The sequence below is a fragment of the Streptococcus suis genome (assembly GCF_024509555.1).
GTDB classification, from domain to species: Bacteria; Bacillota; Bacilli; order Lactobacillales; family Streptococcaceae; genus Streptococcus; species Streptococcus suis_AD.
In genome coordinates this window covers 12,261-29,534 of the sequence record NZ_JAMWEL010000016.1, presented here as the reverse complement: position 1 = coordinate 29,534, position 17,274 = coordinate 12,261, and the positions used below count along the sequence as shown (strand labels likewise).

At 41.5% G+C, this 17,274-nt stretch carries 15 protein-coding genes and 1 tRNA gene; 3 read left to right on the top strand and 13 right to left on the bottom strand.

The features are described 5' to 3' along the window. Positions 1-65: 65 nt before the first annotated feature. The 6 genes from NF418_RS07525 to NF418_RS07500 form a co-directional block, all read right to left on the bottom strand. Complete coding sequence (locus NF418_RS07525) at positions 66-2,954, bottom strand: G5 domain-containing protein (protein WP_256779079.1); 2,889 nt, start codon at positions 2,952-2,954, stop codon at positions 66-68. Between the two features lie 485 nt (positions 2,955-3,439). Then, positions 3,440-4,786, bottom strand: coding sequence for an asparagine--tRNA ligase (asnS, locus tag NF418_RS07520; RefSeq protein WP_256779078.1), 1,347 nt, complete (start codon positions 4,784-4,786; stop codon positions 3,440-3,442). 14 nt (positions 4,787-4,800) lie between these two features. Beyond that, positions 4,801-5,982, bottom strand: coding sequence for a pyridoxal phosphate-dependent aminotransferase (locus NF418_RS07515; protein WP_256779077.1), 1,182 nt, complete (start codon positions 5,980-5,982; stop codon positions 4,801-4,803). Then, a complete protein-coding gene (locus tag NF418_RS07510) occupies positions 5,979-6,476 on the bottom strand; it encodes a cell wall elongation regulator TseB-like domain-containing protein (RefSeq protein ID WP_256779076.1) in 498 nt (165 codons plus the stop codon). Before NF418_RS07510 ends, NF418_RS07515 begins: the two co-directional genes overlap by 4 nt. A 595-nt stretch (positions 6,477-7,071) precedes the next feature. Beyond that, entirely contained in the window at positions 7,072-8,100 is a 1,029-nt protein-coding gene (locus tag NF418_RS07505) for an FAD:protein FMN transferase (RefSeq protein WP_256779075.1), read from the bottom strand. Next, positions 8,087-9,031, bottom strand: a complete 945-nt coding sequence (locus tag NF418_RS07500) for a DHH family phosphoesterase (protein WP_256779074.1) — start codon at positions 9,029-9,031, stop codon at positions 8,087-8,089. Before NF418_RS07500 ends, NF418_RS07505 begins: the two co-directional genes overlap by 14 nt. Before the next feature lie 94 nt (positions 9,032-9,125). Here NF418_RS07500 and NF418_RS07495 point away from each other — a divergent pair, with 94 nt between their 5' ends. Genes NF418_RS07495 through NF418_RS07485 form a run of 3 tightly spaced genes read left to right on the top strand, consistent with a single transcriptional unit; the run spans position 9,126 to position 11,084 of the window. Further along, positions 9,126-9,581 (top strand): flavodoxin, encoded by a 456-nt coding sequence (locus tag NF418_RS07495; protein WP_171999803.1) that lies wholly within the window; start codon positions 9,126-9,128, stop codon positions 9,579-9,581. Between the two features lie 50 nt (positions 9,582-9,631). After that, positions 9,632-9,910 carry a chorismate mutase gene (locus NF418_RS07490; protein ID WP_256779072.1) on the top strand — a complete coding sequence of 93 codons (279 nt, stop codon included), beginning with the start codon at positions 9,632-9,634 and terminating at the stop codon, positions 9,908-9,910. Continuing rightward, positions 9,900-11,084, top strand: a complete 1,185-nt coding sequence (locus NF418_RS07485) for a chloride channel protein (protein ID WP_256779071.1) — start codon at positions 9,900-9,902, stop codon at positions 11,082-11,084. Before NF418_RS07490 ends, NF418_RS07485 begins: the two co-directional genes overlap by 11 nt. A 76-nt stretch (positions 11,085-11,160) precedes the next feature. Here the strand turns inward: NF418_RS07485 and NF418_RS07480 are convergent, their stop codons facing one another. From NF418_RS07480 to NF418_RS07450, 7 genes are all read right to left on the bottom strand, one after another. Next, positions 11,161-11,316: a hypothetical protein gene (locus tag NF418_RS07480; protein WP_256779069.1), complete on the bottom strand. Its 156-nt coding sequence runs from the start codon at positions 11,314-11,316 to the stop codon at positions 11,161-11,163. 247 nt (positions 11,317-11,563) lie between these two features. Beyond that, a tRNA-Arg gene (locus NF418_RS07475) sits at positions 11,564-11,635 on the bottom strand. A gap of 46 nt (positions 11,636-11,681) precedes the next feature. Beyond that, entirely contained in the window at positions 11,682-12,356 is a 675-nt protein-coding gene (locus NF418_RS07470; RefSeq protein ID WP_172000358.1) for a hydrolase, read from the bottom strand. Positions 12,357-12,534: 178 nt separating this feature from the next. Next, positions 12,535-14,808 (bottom strand): glycogen/starch/alpha-glucan phosphorylase, encoded by a 2,274-nt coding sequence (locus tag NF418_RS07465; RefSeq protein WP_256779067.1) that lies wholly within the window; start codon positions 14,806-14,808, stop codon positions 12,535-12,537. Positions 14,809-14,951: 143 nt separating this feature from the next. Then, positions 14,952-15,665: a purine-nucleoside phosphorylase gene (gene deoD, locus NF418_RS07460; protein ID WP_256779090.1), complete on the bottom strand. Its 714-nt coding sequence runs from the start codon at positions 15,663-15,665 to the stop codon at positions 14,952-14,954. A gap of 73 nt (positions 15,666-15,738) precedes the next feature. Continuing rightward, entirely contained in the window at positions 15,739-16,443 is a 705-nt protein-coding gene (locus NF418_RS07455; RefSeq protein WP_256779066.1) for a LemA family protein, read from the bottom strand. A gap of 9 nt (positions 16,444-16,452) precedes the next feature. Beyond that, entirely contained in the window at positions 16,453-17,262 is an 810-nt protein-coding gene (locus NF418_RS07450; RefSeq protein WP_256779065.1) for a purine-nucleoside phosphorylase, read from the bottom strand. Positions 17,263-17,274 lie beyond the last annotated feature (12 nt).

Sequence of the window (17,274 nt, the reverse complement as noted above, 5' to 3'; positions counted from 1 at the left end):
AACAGACCACGTTTGTAGTCTGTTTTGTGAGTTATAATTTCATAATACTTTGAGGATGACAAAGATTAATCCATGTATTTTCCACGACGATGACTAGCAGCTAGTGCAAGACCTCCCGCTAAGGATGTCACACCTAGAAGACTAATGAAGCTGCTTTCTTTCTCACCTGTTGCTGGGAGTGTTGAAGTCTTCGTCGAGTCTGCATTTACTAATACAGCTGAAGGATTATGATGCATTTTAGTAATGACCTCACCCGCTATTTGTTTAACAGAGTTATCGGTCTCTCTGTTACTTTCAACTAAGCTTGAGTTCTTCTCATCCATTGGTATAGTTACTGGAGGTTTAGATACTAGTTCTTCTTTTACAACTGGCTGCAAATCCTCATTGTTATTGATTGGTTGAGAAGGATTATTTGGCTCTTCTTCGACAACTTTTGTTCCTAGAACAACAATCTCGTCAATCGCAGCTTTAAGTATTTCTCTCTCAACTTCCGTTGTGATTTGACCTGTTTTAGGATCTTTTGTAGTCGTTATTGTAACTTTAACCAGTCCATTTTCGCCAACTTGCTTAGTGTATCTATAACCTATAGGTTGACTTGAATCTGTTTCTTCTCGGCTTGCGTAAGCAAGAACTTCAATCGTAGTTCCAACTGTAACTTCTGGTTTTTCTGAAATTTCTTCGGTGACTTCTTTTATTCCTACTAGAATAATTTCATCAATCGTGTCTTGTAAAACTGTTGTACTAGTCGTTTCTGTCACTTGACCTGTTTTACTATCTACTGTATAGGTGGTTTTTGTTTCCAACTGACCATTTTGGCCTGCTTGCTTCACTACACGATAGCCGACTGGTTGGCTAGCATCCGATTCCTCTACAGTCTTAAATGAAATGGATTCTATAGTAACTTTAGGCTTTGTTCCTACTAAAACTTTACCATTTTGAACTGGAGTGATATTTGTTGTAACACCATCTACCACAGTTTCTTTGATAACTTCTGGTTCAAAAAGCTTTTTGTAAATGGATTCCCAATAAAACTCAGAGGCTTCAACAGGACTGTAGCCTACATCATAGACTGTTTCTTTCATGGCATCATACTCAGCATTTTGCCCAGCTAAGGCCGGATTATATGCGTACACAACACCATCAATTTTCTTATAGCGTGTATAAGGAGCACCATAGATTTTATAGTTGATGTACTCCCCTAAAGAGTCTGCCCAAGCCTCACTAGGAGTCCAACGGATATATTCCCACACATCTTCTTTATTGACGAAATACTCTTCAAATACTTTTAGGAAGTCATTTGAGTAAGAAAGGCGACCCATTGATCTCATACTTATGGTAGGAGAACCATTTTTACGCAAATCTGATTTCACCTGACCGTCTTCAGGTTGGTAGGCATAATAATCATAGACTACCATCCCTGACATATTATCAATAACATGGCCCAGTTCATGTAAGAAATTATCAAACAAATCAAACGGTTGAATTGTAGGAATCTTCACTTCTTTTTTACCTTGATTGGAAAGAACTAAAAATTCTCTTTCTGAAAATTGTCTTAGTTGTATCTCATTACTCGCCAAGTATGTTATCCCACGTGCCCAAGCAGTATCAAGTACTTTATCTGTAATGATTAATTTTAAAAGGTTTTCTTTCACTGCCTCAGGAAGTTGTGAAATTTTTTCCGCTAGGGCAGCTTGATTATCTTCTGACAGATTTGTATTTTCAAATCCAAACGGATTTTGAATACTTCCTTTGGAATCATTGTAGCGTTTAGTAATCGTATCAAAAGCATCCTTCCCTGTTTGAATGACAGGGTTTTCTCGCATCACTGTATATGGATTCCCATCCTCGTCAACTGTGACTCCAGCAAATAGGCTTTCTTCCATCTCTCCTTCTTTTACAGCCAGAAGGAATCTCTCATAAGTAACCTTTGCGTCAGCATACAACTGTTCACTAATAGACAGTTTACTTGTAAAATAGCCCTTAACTGCAGTTGCTTCATCATTACCTTCACCCACAAGAGCATTAATATAGCGGAAACCAGCCAAGTTGGCAAGAACTTCAGAGGATTTTTTTGCTAATTCAACATAAACTGCCTTGCGTAATTGACTGTTGATTGAGTCTTGTAAATCTCCTGTCCATGGTGTGGAAGCCCAATTTTCTCTAGTAGTTCCTCTAAAACTATATTCCTTCAACAAGGCTTGAAAAGTTGGATTCGTTGGATCTATACTTTCGGTAGTCAGATATATATCTGGCTTACTTCCGTCAACACTCGTCAATTTCAATAAACCATGCGCCTCTGGTAATGGATTCTCAGTCGGTGACTCTAACTCTGAATATACTACAGACTCTAACCCTGTCACAATATCACGGATAGACTGGTTGTTTTTTACTTCTTCTTCGGTCATTGGTTTGACATCTGAGAAGATACGGTCGATGATAATCTTCTCACTTGGCTTTTCCTGTGAATCATCAACATGGTAGAAGTCTGAAGAACCGTACTTGTAGTCTGTTGATGCCATAGTATCTTTCGCCGATTGATCCACAATGTCAACAGCTTTTTCAATCTCTTTATAGGTTGTTACAGTTTCAATCACACCGTCTACTGCTGGGGTAACAACTTCTGTTTTACCGTACTCCAAGCTATCATCTGCAAGATATTCAGTTGTAGCTGGAATAGTGCTTGTTTCAACTTTAGGCTGACTACTTACAGATGTTGGGTCAGTAGTCGTTTCTACGCTAGTTGTTGATCTAACAGTATCTTGATTTGGCACTTCATCTACAGCTACCGTTGGGTCAGTAGTCGTCCTCACACTAGTTGCTGGTCCGACTGTATCTTGATTTGATACTTCATCTGCAGCTACCGTTGGCGCAAGTAGCACCAAACCTAACAAGACGCTCCCAATTCCCAGGCTAGTCTTACGAATAGAGAAAATTTGTTTTTTATCCCAAAACATTCCTACACCTCATAAAATATTTTTATACTATTTTACCCCCCCCCCCGGTATTTGTCAAGGATTTTATTGTATTTTTATATAAGAATATTAAATGAAAAATTCAGTTTTTTAGCAATTTCCAGCCATAGAACTATTTATAAAAAATAGCATTTCTATTTTAGTTTAACTATAGATTGATATATTAAAAGTGATAAAATCTGGCTATAAACTTTTGAAAATCACACAGGAAGTTACAGTAAATTTTAGTCAGCAAAGTTAAGAATCACTAAATGCTGAGTATGCTTCCTACATAGTCGAATTTATTGGCTTTCAGACAAGAAAATGAGGTGCTGTTTACCACAACCAACAAGCGGAGGTGCAATGAAAATTGAAAGCAAGCCACTTCCGAAGAGTAAGGCAAAACAATATTACTCAAATCAACTGAACTCCCCCCCAAAAAAAAAACAGACCACGTTTGTAGTCTGTTTGTATGTCTATTGATTTGCTTATGGATGCAAGCGTTGCAACATACGTGGGAACGGAATGGCTTCACGGATGTGTTTTGTACCAGCGACGAATGTTACCATACGCTCAATACCGATACCGAAACCACCGTGTGGCACTGAACCGTATTTACGCAGGTCAAGGTAGAATTCGTATTCTGACTTGTCCATGCCGAGCTCGTCCATCTTGGCTACCAAGGCATCGTAATCGTCCTCACGCATAGAGCCACCGATGATTTCACCGTAGCCCTCTGGAGCCAAGAGGTCCGCACAAAGCACGCGCTCTGGATTACCTGGAACTGGCTTCATGTAGAAGGCCTTGAAGCTTGCTGGATAGTTGACCACGAAAGTCGGTACACCAAAGTAGTTTGAAATCCAAGTTTCATGTGGCGAGCCAAAGTCATCCCCATGCTCGATGTGTTCGTAGTCTGTATCTTCATCAGCTTCATGCTCTTGAAGAAGGGTAATGGCATCATCATAAGCCACACGTTTGAATGGTTCTGCAATGTAGCGTTTGAGAGCATCCACATCACGCTCAAGAGTTTCCAAGGCTTGTGGAGCACGGTCGATAACCCCTTGAATCAAGGCTTTGACATAAGCTTCTTGCAAGTCAAGTGACTCTTCATGGCTGAGGAATGAATACTCGGCATCCATCATCCAGAACTCAGTCAAGTGACGGCGAGTTTTTGATTTTTCCGCACGGAAAACAGGACCGAAGTCGAAAACACGACCAAGGGCCATAGCACCAGCTTCCAGGTAAAGCTGACCTGATTGACTGAGATAAGCTGGTTGACCAAAGTAGTCTGTTTCGAACAATTCTGTTGAATCTTCTGCCGCATTTCCAGACAAGATTGGGCTATCAAACTTGATAAAGCCATTCTTTTCAAAGAACTCATAAGTCGCATAGATGATGGCGTTACGGATTTGTTGGATAGCGACCTGCTTACGTGAACGCAACCAGAGGTGACGGTTGTCCATGAGGAAGTCCGTACCGTGTTCTTTTGGCGTGATTGGGTAATCTTGTGACTCACCGATGACTTCCAAGTCTGTCACATCCAACTCGTAACCAAACTTAGAACGCTCGTCTTCCTTAACGATTCCTGTTACATAGACAGAAGTTTCTTGGCTAAGGCGTTTTGCTACATCAAATTTTGCTGTACCAACTTCCTCGCCGAATTTTTCAATGAAGTTTGGTTTGAAAGCAACAGCTTGGAAGAAGGCTGTTCCGTCACGCAACTGCAAGAAAGCCAACTTGCCCTTGCCTGATTTGTTGGCAACCCAGGCACCAATGGTCACTTCTTGACCGACATAATCTTTGACTTGGTTAATGGTAATCAATTTTCTAGACATTATTTTTCCTCTTTTTATTTTTTCATAAACGTATGTAGTCGAGCCACTGCTTCTTTGAGCGTGTCCATATCTGTTGCATAGCTGAGGCGGATATTTTCAGGAGCACCAAAACCTGCACCTGTCACCAAGGCCACACCGACTTCTTCCAAGATAGCTGTGGTAAATTCGGTCACATCTGTGTAGCCCTTCATTTCCATAGCTTTTTTGACATTAGGGAAGAGATAGAAGGCACCTTCTGGCTTAATGACTTCAAAACCTGGTACTTCTGCCAGCAAGGGATAAATGGTATTGAGTCGCTCTTCAAAGGCCTGACGCATGGTTTCTACCGTATCTTGCGGACCTGTAAAGGCTTCAATGGCCGCATACTGAGCAGCAGTTGTCAAGTTTGACGTCGTTTGTCCGACAATCTTACTCATGGCCGCAATAATCTCAGGATTGCCAACCGCAAAGCCAACCCGCCAACCTGTCATGGCATAGGCTTTTGCCACACCATTGACCACAATAGTCTGCTGGCGAATGCTCTCTGAGATGCTGGAAATTGGCGTGAAACTATTACCGTTATAGACCAAACGGCCATAAATATCGTCTGCCAAGATGAGAATGTCGTGTTCCACAGCCCAGTTTCCAATAGATTCCAATTCCTCACGACTGTAAATCATACCTGTCGGATTGGACGGACTATTGAGCAAGAGAACCTTGGTCTTATCTGTCCGAGCCGCTTCTAGTTGGTCAACCGTTACCTTGAAATTATGTTCTTCTGTGGCAGTGACAAAGACTGGCACGCCTTCGTTCATCTTGATCTGGTCAGCATAGGATACCCAGTAAGGTGTTGGAATCAGAACCTCATCATCAGGATTGATAACCGCCGCAAAGAAAGCGTAGAGGACAAACTTGGCACCCGTGGCAAGAACGATTTGATTGCGTTCGATAGAATAGCCGTAGAAATTCTCGAAGTAGGTATTGACTGCGTCCTTCAACTCAGGAAGACCTGAAGCCACTGTGTAAAAGCTCGCCTTGCCATTTTCAATAGAACGAATCGCTGCTTCTTGAATATTTTTCGGTGTGACGAAGTCTGGCTCACCCAAGGTCAATTCTAGAATATCACGGCCCTCTGCCTTCAAGGCTTTTGCACGCGCACCCGCTGCCAGCGTGACACTTTCTTCCATTTCTAAGACACGTTTTGATAGCTTGCTCATAAGCCCTCCTTTTTGACAAAATCTCCTGTTTCAAAATCGACTATATAATATGCAGTCCCAGACTTGACTTCCCAAATCGGTTTGCCCTCCTCAAAACCAAGCACAACTCTATCGATGCTTGTCGCACCATTATTGGCTGCGATTTCCTGAGCTTCTACCTCTGAAACTCCTGCACTCTTCTGATAAGTATGAATCGAACCTGACTTCTCAGGTACAAGGATGAGTAAATCAACTCCCTCCTTATCTGTCCCCTCCAAACTATAGAAGGTTTCGGTACCATTATAAATTGCAAATGAGTCAATGCTATCAACATTTGCATACTCTCTCGCTACACTTTCTGCCTGATTACGTGCAACCACAAAAGGTTGAGCCGCCTTTTCCCAGACCCAAAAGGTAGCAAAGACTAGGACAGTGATAAGAACAAAGAGACCAACCAAGACCTGTCCAAGCTTACTCGTAACAACTGATAAGAACTGATGAATCTTTTTTTTCATATTAGTCCTATTATACAACAAGTTAGTCCAGATTTCCATTTTTTCATGGATTATTCTAACAGAAAGATTCCATGACTTTACCAATGATTTATAGTTGAATAAATTAACTTTCTAACAAGAAAATGAGGCAAAGGCAGTCAATATAGCCTCTGGGATGTACTAGAACTCTCCTATGGATTGTCATGTTCTTTCCTACTCCCGCTTTGCGAAAATCAAAACTAGACGTTGTCAACACCCCTTGATAAACCTCGGTTTTATCAGCGTTTTCGTTTCCTAGGCTACTTTCTAAGTTTATTGAATATAGCTTCCGTATTCGGCAAGCTGAAAATGATGATATATAGCTAATTGAATTGGAAACAAGGTAGGTCTAAGTTTAAAAATTCGAGACTTCAAAAGCATTTTTGGTAGATGGTTAACGTCACTGTCCTCAAAACCGACCTTTTCCTAATTCAAACCACTATATCAAAGCTGATTCAAATGACTAAAGTCAAAAAAGAGACATGGAGACTAGCAAACTAGTCGTCCTTGTCCCTTTTAGACTACTTGATACATAGCAACTTGAAGGAATACTTCCAATTCAAAAAATGTAATTTTTCTACAAAACAGAAGCACCTGATGCCAGGTCAGAAGTCACTCTTGCACCAAATCCCCCTCTTGATGGGCTGCCCAAACTGTCTGAAATCCGCTCCTTACCTGCCAGTATTTTTTCAGAAAGTCCTGAGGTCACAAAAATCTTCCCATCGAGCCCTATCAAAACCGCATCAAGACCATCCGTCTCTTCAACCTCTTTCAAAATCTGATTTATCTCCTGACCGAACAGTCTGGTCGTCCAAATTTCACCATCGACAGAGTTTTTTGACACGATGGTCACACTGGCCAGCTGGCTCTGGATAGGATAACCCGTTTGCGAACTTAAAATGTGGTGGTAGCTCTGACCATCTACCGTTAGGGTTCTTTCGTAAATGCCAGAGGTGACAACTGACTCCTCTCCTATGTTGAGGACGAGGGCATTTTCACCCCGTGTTTTCTGAGGATCCTGAATCCCAATTCGCCAGCAACCTTCTGGATTATGCGGAGCCTGACCGAAAGTTAAGACATTGCCTCCCAGGTTAATCAGTCCAGCCTCCACACCTATTCTTTTCAAGAAGTCAACAATCTTATCTGCTACATATCCTTTAGCAAGAGCACCCAGATCAATGGCCATGCCTTCTTTTTTTAGATAGACCGTCTGCTCTTGGTCATATAATTCAATGTCCCTTGGATTGATGAGTTGGAGTTTTTCACTGATCATTTCTTGAGTTGGAAGTTTAGCATCGCTAAATCCAATCCGCCAGCTTTGCACAAGTGGACCGATGGTAATATTCAAAAAAGATCCCTGAGCCAGACTGTGTTCTTTGCCCAATTTAATCAATTCATACAGGTCATCGGCAACAGGAACTGCTTGAACACCAGCGTTTAGATTGACCTCCATCAATTCTGACGTCAAATCATTAGCAGAAAATCGATCCTTATATAGATAGAGCAACTCTTCAACCTGATCTAAAATTGGTTCTGCATCTGGGTGCCATATTTTTGTTTCAATAATGGTTCCCATTAGACGAAGGGAGCGACTACTTGCTTGCATTCCTCACGACCTCTTGAATTTCTTGATAGATTTGCTCATTTTCGGAAAGGGAACAAGAGTTAGCACCGCTGGCTAGTGGGTGGCCACCGCCATCGTGGCGCTTGGCAATCTCGTTTATCGGAATGTACTTGCTGCGTAAACGAACCCTGTAATTTCCGTCAGTTTGTTCCACAAAAATCCCCCAAGATTGTACAGTGCCAATCCGTCCTGGAGCCCCAACGATAAATGATGTATCCGCATCGGTCACCCCGTATTTTTTGAGAATAGCTTGTGTCAAAATGACCCGTGCCGCACCGTACTCATCCACTTCCAAGTTGTCGTAAACGTAACCTGTCAGCTTGGCAATCTTGAAATCAATGGTATCCATCTGGCGAGACATCCTTGCAAAGTCAAAATCTTCCTGACGAAGGCGGGCAACAATTTCAAAAGTGCGTGAGCTAGTCGCCGGATAAAGAAAACGTCCCGTATCGCCAACAATACCAGCATATAGCAGTCGAGCAGTTTCCCCATCCAACTCCAACTGGCTTTGAAGGCCCAATTCTGCAATCATTTCACTGCATGAGCTAGCCTCAGTATTGACCCAGAGCAGGTCACCATAAGGCTCTTCATTTGGATGGTGGTCGATTTTTATCAGGAATTCACCCTGAGTGTAGCGGTCGTCATCCACACGCGCCGTATTGGCAGTGTCCGTTACGATAACCAAGGCCCCTTGATAATCTTGGTCGGAAACCTGATCCATTTCTGCCATCCAAGCAAGATTCGGCTCATTGAAACCGGTCACCTTAATGGTTTTTTCAGGAAAATTCTTCTGCAAGAGCTTCTGTAAGCCAACCTGACTACCGATAGCATCTGGATCTGGTCGTTGGTGACGATGAATGATAATAGTGTCATATTCGCGAATTTTTTCGATAATTGTACTGTAAATAGTCATAGCAACTCCTTTTCATCATTTTAGCATAAACTTCCCCTTTTGAAAATGATGGGAGTATGGTATAATGAGATTACTATGTAATTTGGAGGAAATTATGGCACTAGCAAAAATTGTTTACGCTAGTATGACTGGTAACACAGAAGAAATTGCTGATATCGTCGCCAGTAAGCTAGAAGAGTTGGGTTTGGAAGTACAGGTTCATGAATGTACTACTATTGAAACGGATGAAATCTTGGATGCTGACTTAATTGTCGTAGCCAGCTACACTTATTCTTATGGTGGTGATGGTGAGCTTCCTGATGAAATCGTTGATTTCTATGCTGACCTAGCGGACTTGGATTTGACTGGTAAGGTGTACGGTGTTTGCGGTTCTGGCGATACCTTCTATGATGACTTCTGTAGTGCAGTAGATGACTTTGATGTCATGCTTGGTTCACGTGGTGCAGTCAAGGGTGCTGAAAATGTTAAGGTAGACCTTGCTGCAGAAGACGAGGATATCGTTAACCTCGAGCAGTTCGCTACTGATCTTGCAGCAAAAGTAAATGAATAATCAAATTAACCAGTAACATCTGTTACTGGTTTTCTTAAAAGGAGAAGAATATGAATCTAGATCACATCCGTGAAAATATTAATGCTATTGACAGTCAATTAGTTGACTTGCTTGAAAAACGTATGGAGCTGGTGGATCAAGTCACAGCTTATAAGCAAGCCACTGGCAAACCTGTCTTAGACACTAGCAGAGAAAATGCTGTCCTTGAACGCGTTGGAAAGCTAGTCCAGAAAGAAGATTACCGCTCTGCTATTCAAGCGACCTTTAGCGATATCATGGCCCAGTCTAGAGCCTATCAAGCTGCAAAACTAGCTAGCGATGACCAATAAATATAAACAAATACTTCAACTCCTGCTCTTTTCCGTCCTCATGGGACTAGTAGCTGGACTGGTCACCACATTCTTCGGGAAGTTTTTATTAGAAATTGGACAAGTACGTTCAGAATATTTCGATTACCTTGTCCCTTTTCTTGCATTGGCTGGGCTAGTGATTGTATTTGTCTATCAAAAATGGGGCAGAGAAGTTCAAGCTGGGATGGGGTTGGTTTTTAAAGCTGGTCAAGGTGAGGATGCACAAATTTCACCTGTTCTCATTCCGCTAATCATTTCTACAACTTGGCTCAGCCATCTTTTTGGGGCTTCCGTTGGCCGTGAAGGTGTGGCCGTTCAGCTTGGAGCTAGTCTTTCACATTGGCTACAGAAGCATGGTTTTTCAGACTTGTCCAAAGATATGGTGACGAAGATGGGTATGGCAGCAGGTTTTGCTGGGCTCTTTCAAACACCTTTGGCTGCCAGTTTCTTTGCTATTGAGGTCTTGATAGTTGGTCAATATGCTTGGAGAAATTTGGTCTATTGTTTAATAGCTGCCTTTACAGCCTCTACTACTTCACATTTATTGGGCTTGGAAAAATTTACTCATACTATTTCGGTCCCCACTTTCCAGTTTACAGATAGTTTCAAATGGATTTTTATTGCCCTATGCTTTGGGGTTATTGGTAATCTTTTTGCCTGGCTTTTAGAACAAGCAAAAAAGCATTCGACTCGCTGGTTGCCAAATCCTTACCTAAAAATAACCGTCATGGGACTTGGGTTAACAGTCCTGCTATACTTCTTACATCACGGTCGCTATTCTGGTCTGGGTACCAATTTGATTGAAGCCAGTTTAGTTGGGGAGCCCGTATTTGCTTATGACTGGCTACTCAAACTCCTGCTCACCTGCTTGAGTTTGGCCGCAGGTTTTCAAGGCGGTGAGGTCACCCCTCTCTTTGCTATTGGAGCTAGTTTTGGAGTTCTTTTAGCCGGAATATTAGGACTGCCAATCGAACTTGCTGCTGCCCTTGGCTATTGTGCTGTATTTGGCTCAGCAACCAACACATTACTGGCACCGATTTTAATCGGCTACGAGGTATTTGGTTGGAACATCATCCCCTACGCCATTCCAGTGCTCGCCTTGGCTTATCTTGTAAACAGAAAACAAACGATTTATGGAATGCAGGTGAGGTGATTTGCTAATACTGTTTATTACTTCTGTCTATGTTGCAAATAATCAAAAAGCACTCGATATCTCGAATGCTTTTTGATTATGTTACAATTTCAAATTCTTCAGCTGGGTATAGGTAATCTTCTCCAGATTTATCTATCATACGGTACCACCCTTGTTCAACCGAAAGGATTTCATAAATTTTCCCATTATCCAAAATATGAGATTCAGTTTTTCCAATATACTTAGCTTTCATTACAACCACTAATTGACTTTTAATTCATCTTTACCTATCGATAAAGTTGTCATGGATCGTGTAGGGCAATCGGACCCACACCGCCCCTCAAAATAGACTCAAACACTGCTCATGATATATTAGACTGCATCAACAAGAGTACAGTGGAACTCTTTTAGCTTGCCCCTTTCGTGCCCCTTGATCAATTTTTAGACAAAACAAAACCCTTGAAAATATTGATAATTCAAGGGTTTTATAGTTTACTTAATCTCCCCTGCCGGAATCGAACCAGCAACTAATTCTTAGGAGGAATTTGTTATATCCATTTAACTAAGGGAAGTTACTCTTCTATTTTAACTTATAAAATAGAAGAATGCAAGGGCTGGTTAGTCCTTGGCGTATTTTCGATACTTTTCCATTTTCCCTTTGAAAAGCTCACCATTACTTGGTGCTGTATAGGAAACGGCATTTGCACCAGCTTCAATCACGCGCCGGATTGATTCTTCAGTTGGACCACCTGTGGCTATAATTGGAAAATCTGGAAATGATTCTCGAATTTTCCTAACTACATTTGGTGTATCTACACCACAGGAAACGTTTAAAATATCAACACCTGCTTCAATTCGGGAAGCAATATCAGATTTTTCAGATACAACTGTATAAATAATCGGAATATCAACCATCTTATTGATCTCCTCAATTGTTTTGACATCCGTGGGGCCATTTACAACAACTGCATAAGCCCCCTCAGACTCTGAAAGCAGGCTCATATTGGCTGACCTTAATCCTGTCGTTAAACCGCCCCCAACACCTGCCAAAACAGGAACCGAGGAAACCATCATGATACTTTTGATAATAGCAGGACTTGGTGTAAAGGGATAGACAGCTAAAATAGCATCCGCATTGTGATTGGCTATAATGGATACATCCGTTGTAAACAAGACCGAACGAATACGACGACCATAGATTCGAATACCACTACATGTTTTAATGACCTCAGGCACCTGAACAATATCCTGTCGTAAATCCGAAAAAACAGATGGAACAAAATGATGACTCATATAAAAACCTCCACACTTTATTAATAGTATAACATATTATTGTTGGTTATCATAAAAAAATAGAGGATTTTCCTCTATTTTTTTATATGATAATTAAGAATTGTTGACAATCAAAGCAAGTAGTCTTTCCTGTGACATTCATTTACAACTAGTCACTAACCCAAAATAGTACTCCAATTTATTTTCCTTTTGTTTCCAAATGCCAGATGTCTTCGTTGTACTGTTGGATAGTACGGTCTGAAGAGAAGAAACCAGCCTTGGCAATGTTGACGATGACCTTGTCCAACCAGCTATCGCGGTCTTCATAGTCAGCCAACATTCTTTCCTTAGTCACAATATAGTCTTCCAAGTCCAGCAGGGTCATGAAGTGGTCATTGTGCTTGAGGTTGTCCTGCAGGCGCCAGAGGCGTTCATCGATACCACCAGCCTGACGAATAGTGTCAGAAGTGATGAAATCAATCAATGGACGGATGGCTTCACGCTCATAGAAGGCATAAGGATGATAGGTTCCATTTGCATAGTGGTTGATAACAGTCTGGCTATCTTGACCGAAGATGTAGATGTTTTCATCGCCAACCAATTCATGAATTTCCACATTGGCACCATCATCTGTACCGATAGTTAAGGCACCGTTCAGCATGAATTTCATGTTACCTGTACCAGATGCTTCCTTAGATGCAAGTGAAATTTGCTCAGAAATATCCGCTGCTGGAATGATAAAGCTAGCTTCGGTTACGTTGTAGTTCTCAATCATAACTAGCTGCAAATGTGGTGCCACTTCTGGATCATTTTTAATAACCTGTGATAAGACCAGAATCAAGTGGATGATGTCTTGAGCTGTTGTATAGGCTGGAGCTGCTTTTCCTCCAAAGAAGACTGTTAACGGACGAGTCGGGATATTACCTGCCTTGATATCCAAATACTTATGGATAACATAGAGGACATTCATCTGTTGACGCTTGTACTCGTGCATACGCTTGATTTGCACATCAAAGATAGATTCAGGATTGACATCTACACCTTGAGTTTTGGCAATATGACGTTGCAACTTCCGCTTGTTGTGTTGCTTTGTTTTTTCCAACCATGCTCTCAATTCCTTACTGTCTTTGTGATCTAAGAGTTTCTCTAACTCACTGGCATCGTGGTGGTAACCATGGCCGAGCAAGCTATCAAGGTAGCTTGCTAGACTTGGGTTGGCATGCATAAGCCAACGGCGGAAGGTGATACCGTTTGTCTTGTTGTTAAACTTCTCTGGATAGAGCTCGTAAAAGGCCTTCAACTCAGAAGTTTTCAAGATTTCAGTATGGAGGGCAGCCACACCGTTGATAGAATATCCATAGTGAATATCCATGTGTGCCATGTGAACACGGCCATGTTCATCGATGATATTGACTGCTGGATCATTCTTCACTTCTTTTGCACGACGGTCCAACTCCTCGATAAATGGTACTAAGTGAGGAACCACACGATTCAAGAAATCAAGCGGCCATTTCTCAAGGGCTTCAGACAAGATAGTGTGGTTGGTATAGGCAGTCATCTTCTTAACAATTTCGATTGCCTCATCAAAGGAAATACCGCGAAGCTCCAACAAACGAATCAATTCTGGAATGACAAGCGATGGGTGAGTGTCGTTGATTTGAACCACTGCATAGTCTGGCAAGTCATGGAGGTTTGAACCTTTAGCAACTGCTTCATCAATCAAGAGTTGAGCCGCGTTGGATACCATGAAATATTGTTGGAAGATTCGGAGAACTTTCCCCTCATCCGTTGAATCATCTGGATAGAGGAAGAGAGTCAAATTGCGGAAAATGTCTTCCTTGTCAAACTCAATCCCATCATAGATGATATTGTCATCCACAGAGCCTAAGTCAAACAAACGCAAGCGGTTCTTCCGTTCTGTCTTATAGCCAGGTACATCGATATCGTACAACTTAGAAGTCAAAGTAAAATTTGCAAAAGGTACTTGATAAGAAATTGGTGACTCAGTCAACCAAGAACGTGGCGTAATCCACTCATTTGGCACTGCCGATTGTTGGTGGTATTCAAACAACTGACGGAATAGTCCAAAGTGATAGTTAAGACCAACACCATCACCATTTAGACCAAGACTTGCAATGGAATCAAGGAAGCAGGCAGCCAAGCGACCCAAACCACCGTTACCAAGAGATGGCTCCATTTCGACATCTTCAATGGCAATCAAATCCTTGCCAGCAGCTGCTAACTGGCTCTTCACCTCATCATAGACACCTAAGTTAATCAGGTTGTTGGACAAGAGTTTACCAATCAAGAATTCCGCAGAAATGTAATATACTTTTTTCTTCTGCTCATTGGTGTATTTTGCCTCACTTTGCTGCTTGGTAAATGCGAGCAAAGCATAGTATAGTTCATAGTCTGAACAGTCCTCGATACGTTTAGCATACATAGACTGGACAAAATTTTGTAAATTAATCACTCTAATACTCCTTTTTTAAATATATTAATGTAATCATTCAGAAACGTTTCTATCAATTTTTGTAAACGTTTTCTTCATTATAACCTATTTACTAAAAAAAGACAAGCTATTATGCAAAATTGCATAAATAGTTTGCCTATTTTTTATTCAGAAATTAGGGTCTCCAAACCAACCTTCATCATGTCTGTGAAGGTGTTTTGACGCTCTTCTGCTGTGGTATCTTCTTCTGGATTGACCAAGCTATCAGAAATGGTCATAATAGCCAGTGTTTCAACGCCAAATTTAGCACCCAAGTAGTAGAGGGCTGCTGCTTCCATTTCGACTGCCTTGACACCAATTTGACCAAGTTCCAAATTACGACTGAAAAGTTTTGGTGAGTAGAAACTATCTGAAGACAGAACATTGCCGACATGAGTCGTCAGATTCAGGTCTTTGGCAATGTGATAGGCCTTGTCCAAAAGGTTGAAACTTGCAATTTGTGGCAAGTCATATTCTGGCCAGTCAATGTTCATCATTTTAGAGTTGGTTGCTGCTGCTTGCGCCAAGACCAATTCACGAACATGAACATCAGCACTCAGTGAGCCTGCTGTTCCCACACGAATTAGTTTTTTCACACCATATTCGTTGATCAATTCATGGGCATAGATAGAGATGGATGGCATTCCCATACCTGTTCCCATGACAGAGACACGATGACCCTTATAGGTACCTGTGTAGCCGAACATATTGCGAACTTCGTTGAAGCAAACTGCGTCTTCAAGGAAGTTTTCAGCGATAAATTTAGCACGAAGCGGATCACCAGGAAGCAAAATTTTATCAGCGATTTCGCCTGGTTTTGCGGAAATATGGATACTCATTTTTTTCACAAAGGGCTACTAGCCCTTCCTTTCTTTTCTCTATTTATGTAACACAGATTCCAAATTGACTAGGTTACATATAGGCTTGCTCCTTAAAACCAAGTGTCCCTCTTAAGAAGGCAAATGGCAAGGCATAGATTGATTTATTGTATTGTGAAACCGTATCGTTGTAATACAGGCGTTGGTTGGTCACCAGAGCTTCAGCTTCTTTGATTTCTTGCATCAAATCCCGCAAACTCTCATCAGCCCTTCCTTTTGTATCCCGTTCGATCCGTTCCCCCAACTTTGTAACTTTTTCAGATTGTTGCGACAGATGGTCATGGAAATTGTTTGAACCTGAATTGGAAGTAAATTTCTTCTTGGTCTGATGATGATTGGCATCATTTCCTTCTGCAGTCAAACGATCTGATTGCTTCTCCTCTTCAATCAACTCGGAAAAAGTATTCTTCACAGACATTTTTAACTCGTGATCTACAATTTTATCCGTCACTTCTTGTAGTTGGTCCAACAACTTTGTAACATGTAGTTGTTTAATCTCTATTGCATTGTAAGAAGTGGTAATCTCCTCTTTTAAGTGAACAACCTTATTATATTGTAGTATAAATAAAATAATCAGATAAGAAATTACTGCACAAATAATCGAAGCACCATCAAAAGGCTCATAGTTGGTTTCAGAGCCACTTGTATCAATAACTGCGAAGAAGAACAACCATACGATTGTAAGTAGCGCAATAATGCCTATCCCTTTCAGAACACTGAACCAGGGTTTGTTGGTCATTGGTCCCTCCTACAACTCAGCCAAGATAGCTTTCACCAATCCCTTGAAGTTGCCCTTGATTTGCTCGGTTACTTCTACCACTTCTTCGTGGTTGAGTTCGGATTGGAAACCTGCCGCAAAGTTAGTGATAGCAGAAATTCCCAAGACTTTCATACCTGAGTGAGCTGCGACGATGACTTCTGGCACTGTTGACATACCAACTGCGTGGGCACCCATGGTCTTGAAGGCCAAGATTTCAGCAGGTGTCTCGTATGTAGGACCTGTCACACCGAGGTAAACACCATTGTCCAACTTGATACCCAATTTTTCCGCAACAGCATGCGCTTTTTCACGGTATTCTTTGGTGTAGGCGTTAGACATATCTGGGAAACGTGGACCAAATTCTTCCAAGTTTTCGCCAATCAATGGATTTTGGCCAGTCATGTTGATGTGGTCTGTAATGGCCATAAGGGTACCTGGACCGTAGCCGATACCACCTGCAGCATTAGTAACAATCACGCCTTCACAACCAAGGGCTTTCATGACACGGACTGGGAAAGTCACAACTTCCATTGGATTGCCTTCGTAAAAGTGGAAACGACCTTGAAGCGCCAAAACCTTGCGACCAGCCAAATCACCATAAACCAACTTACCAGCGTGACCTACAACTGTTGACTTACCCCAGTTTGGAATATCTGCATAGTCGATGACAATAGCATTTTCTACTTCTTCCGCTAATTCGCCCAAGCCAGAACCTAAAATCAAACCGAATTCTGGCTTAATCATTCCTTTTTCTTCTAAAAAAGCTTTTGTTTCATAAATTTTTGCAAGTAAACTCATTTTTTCTCCTTT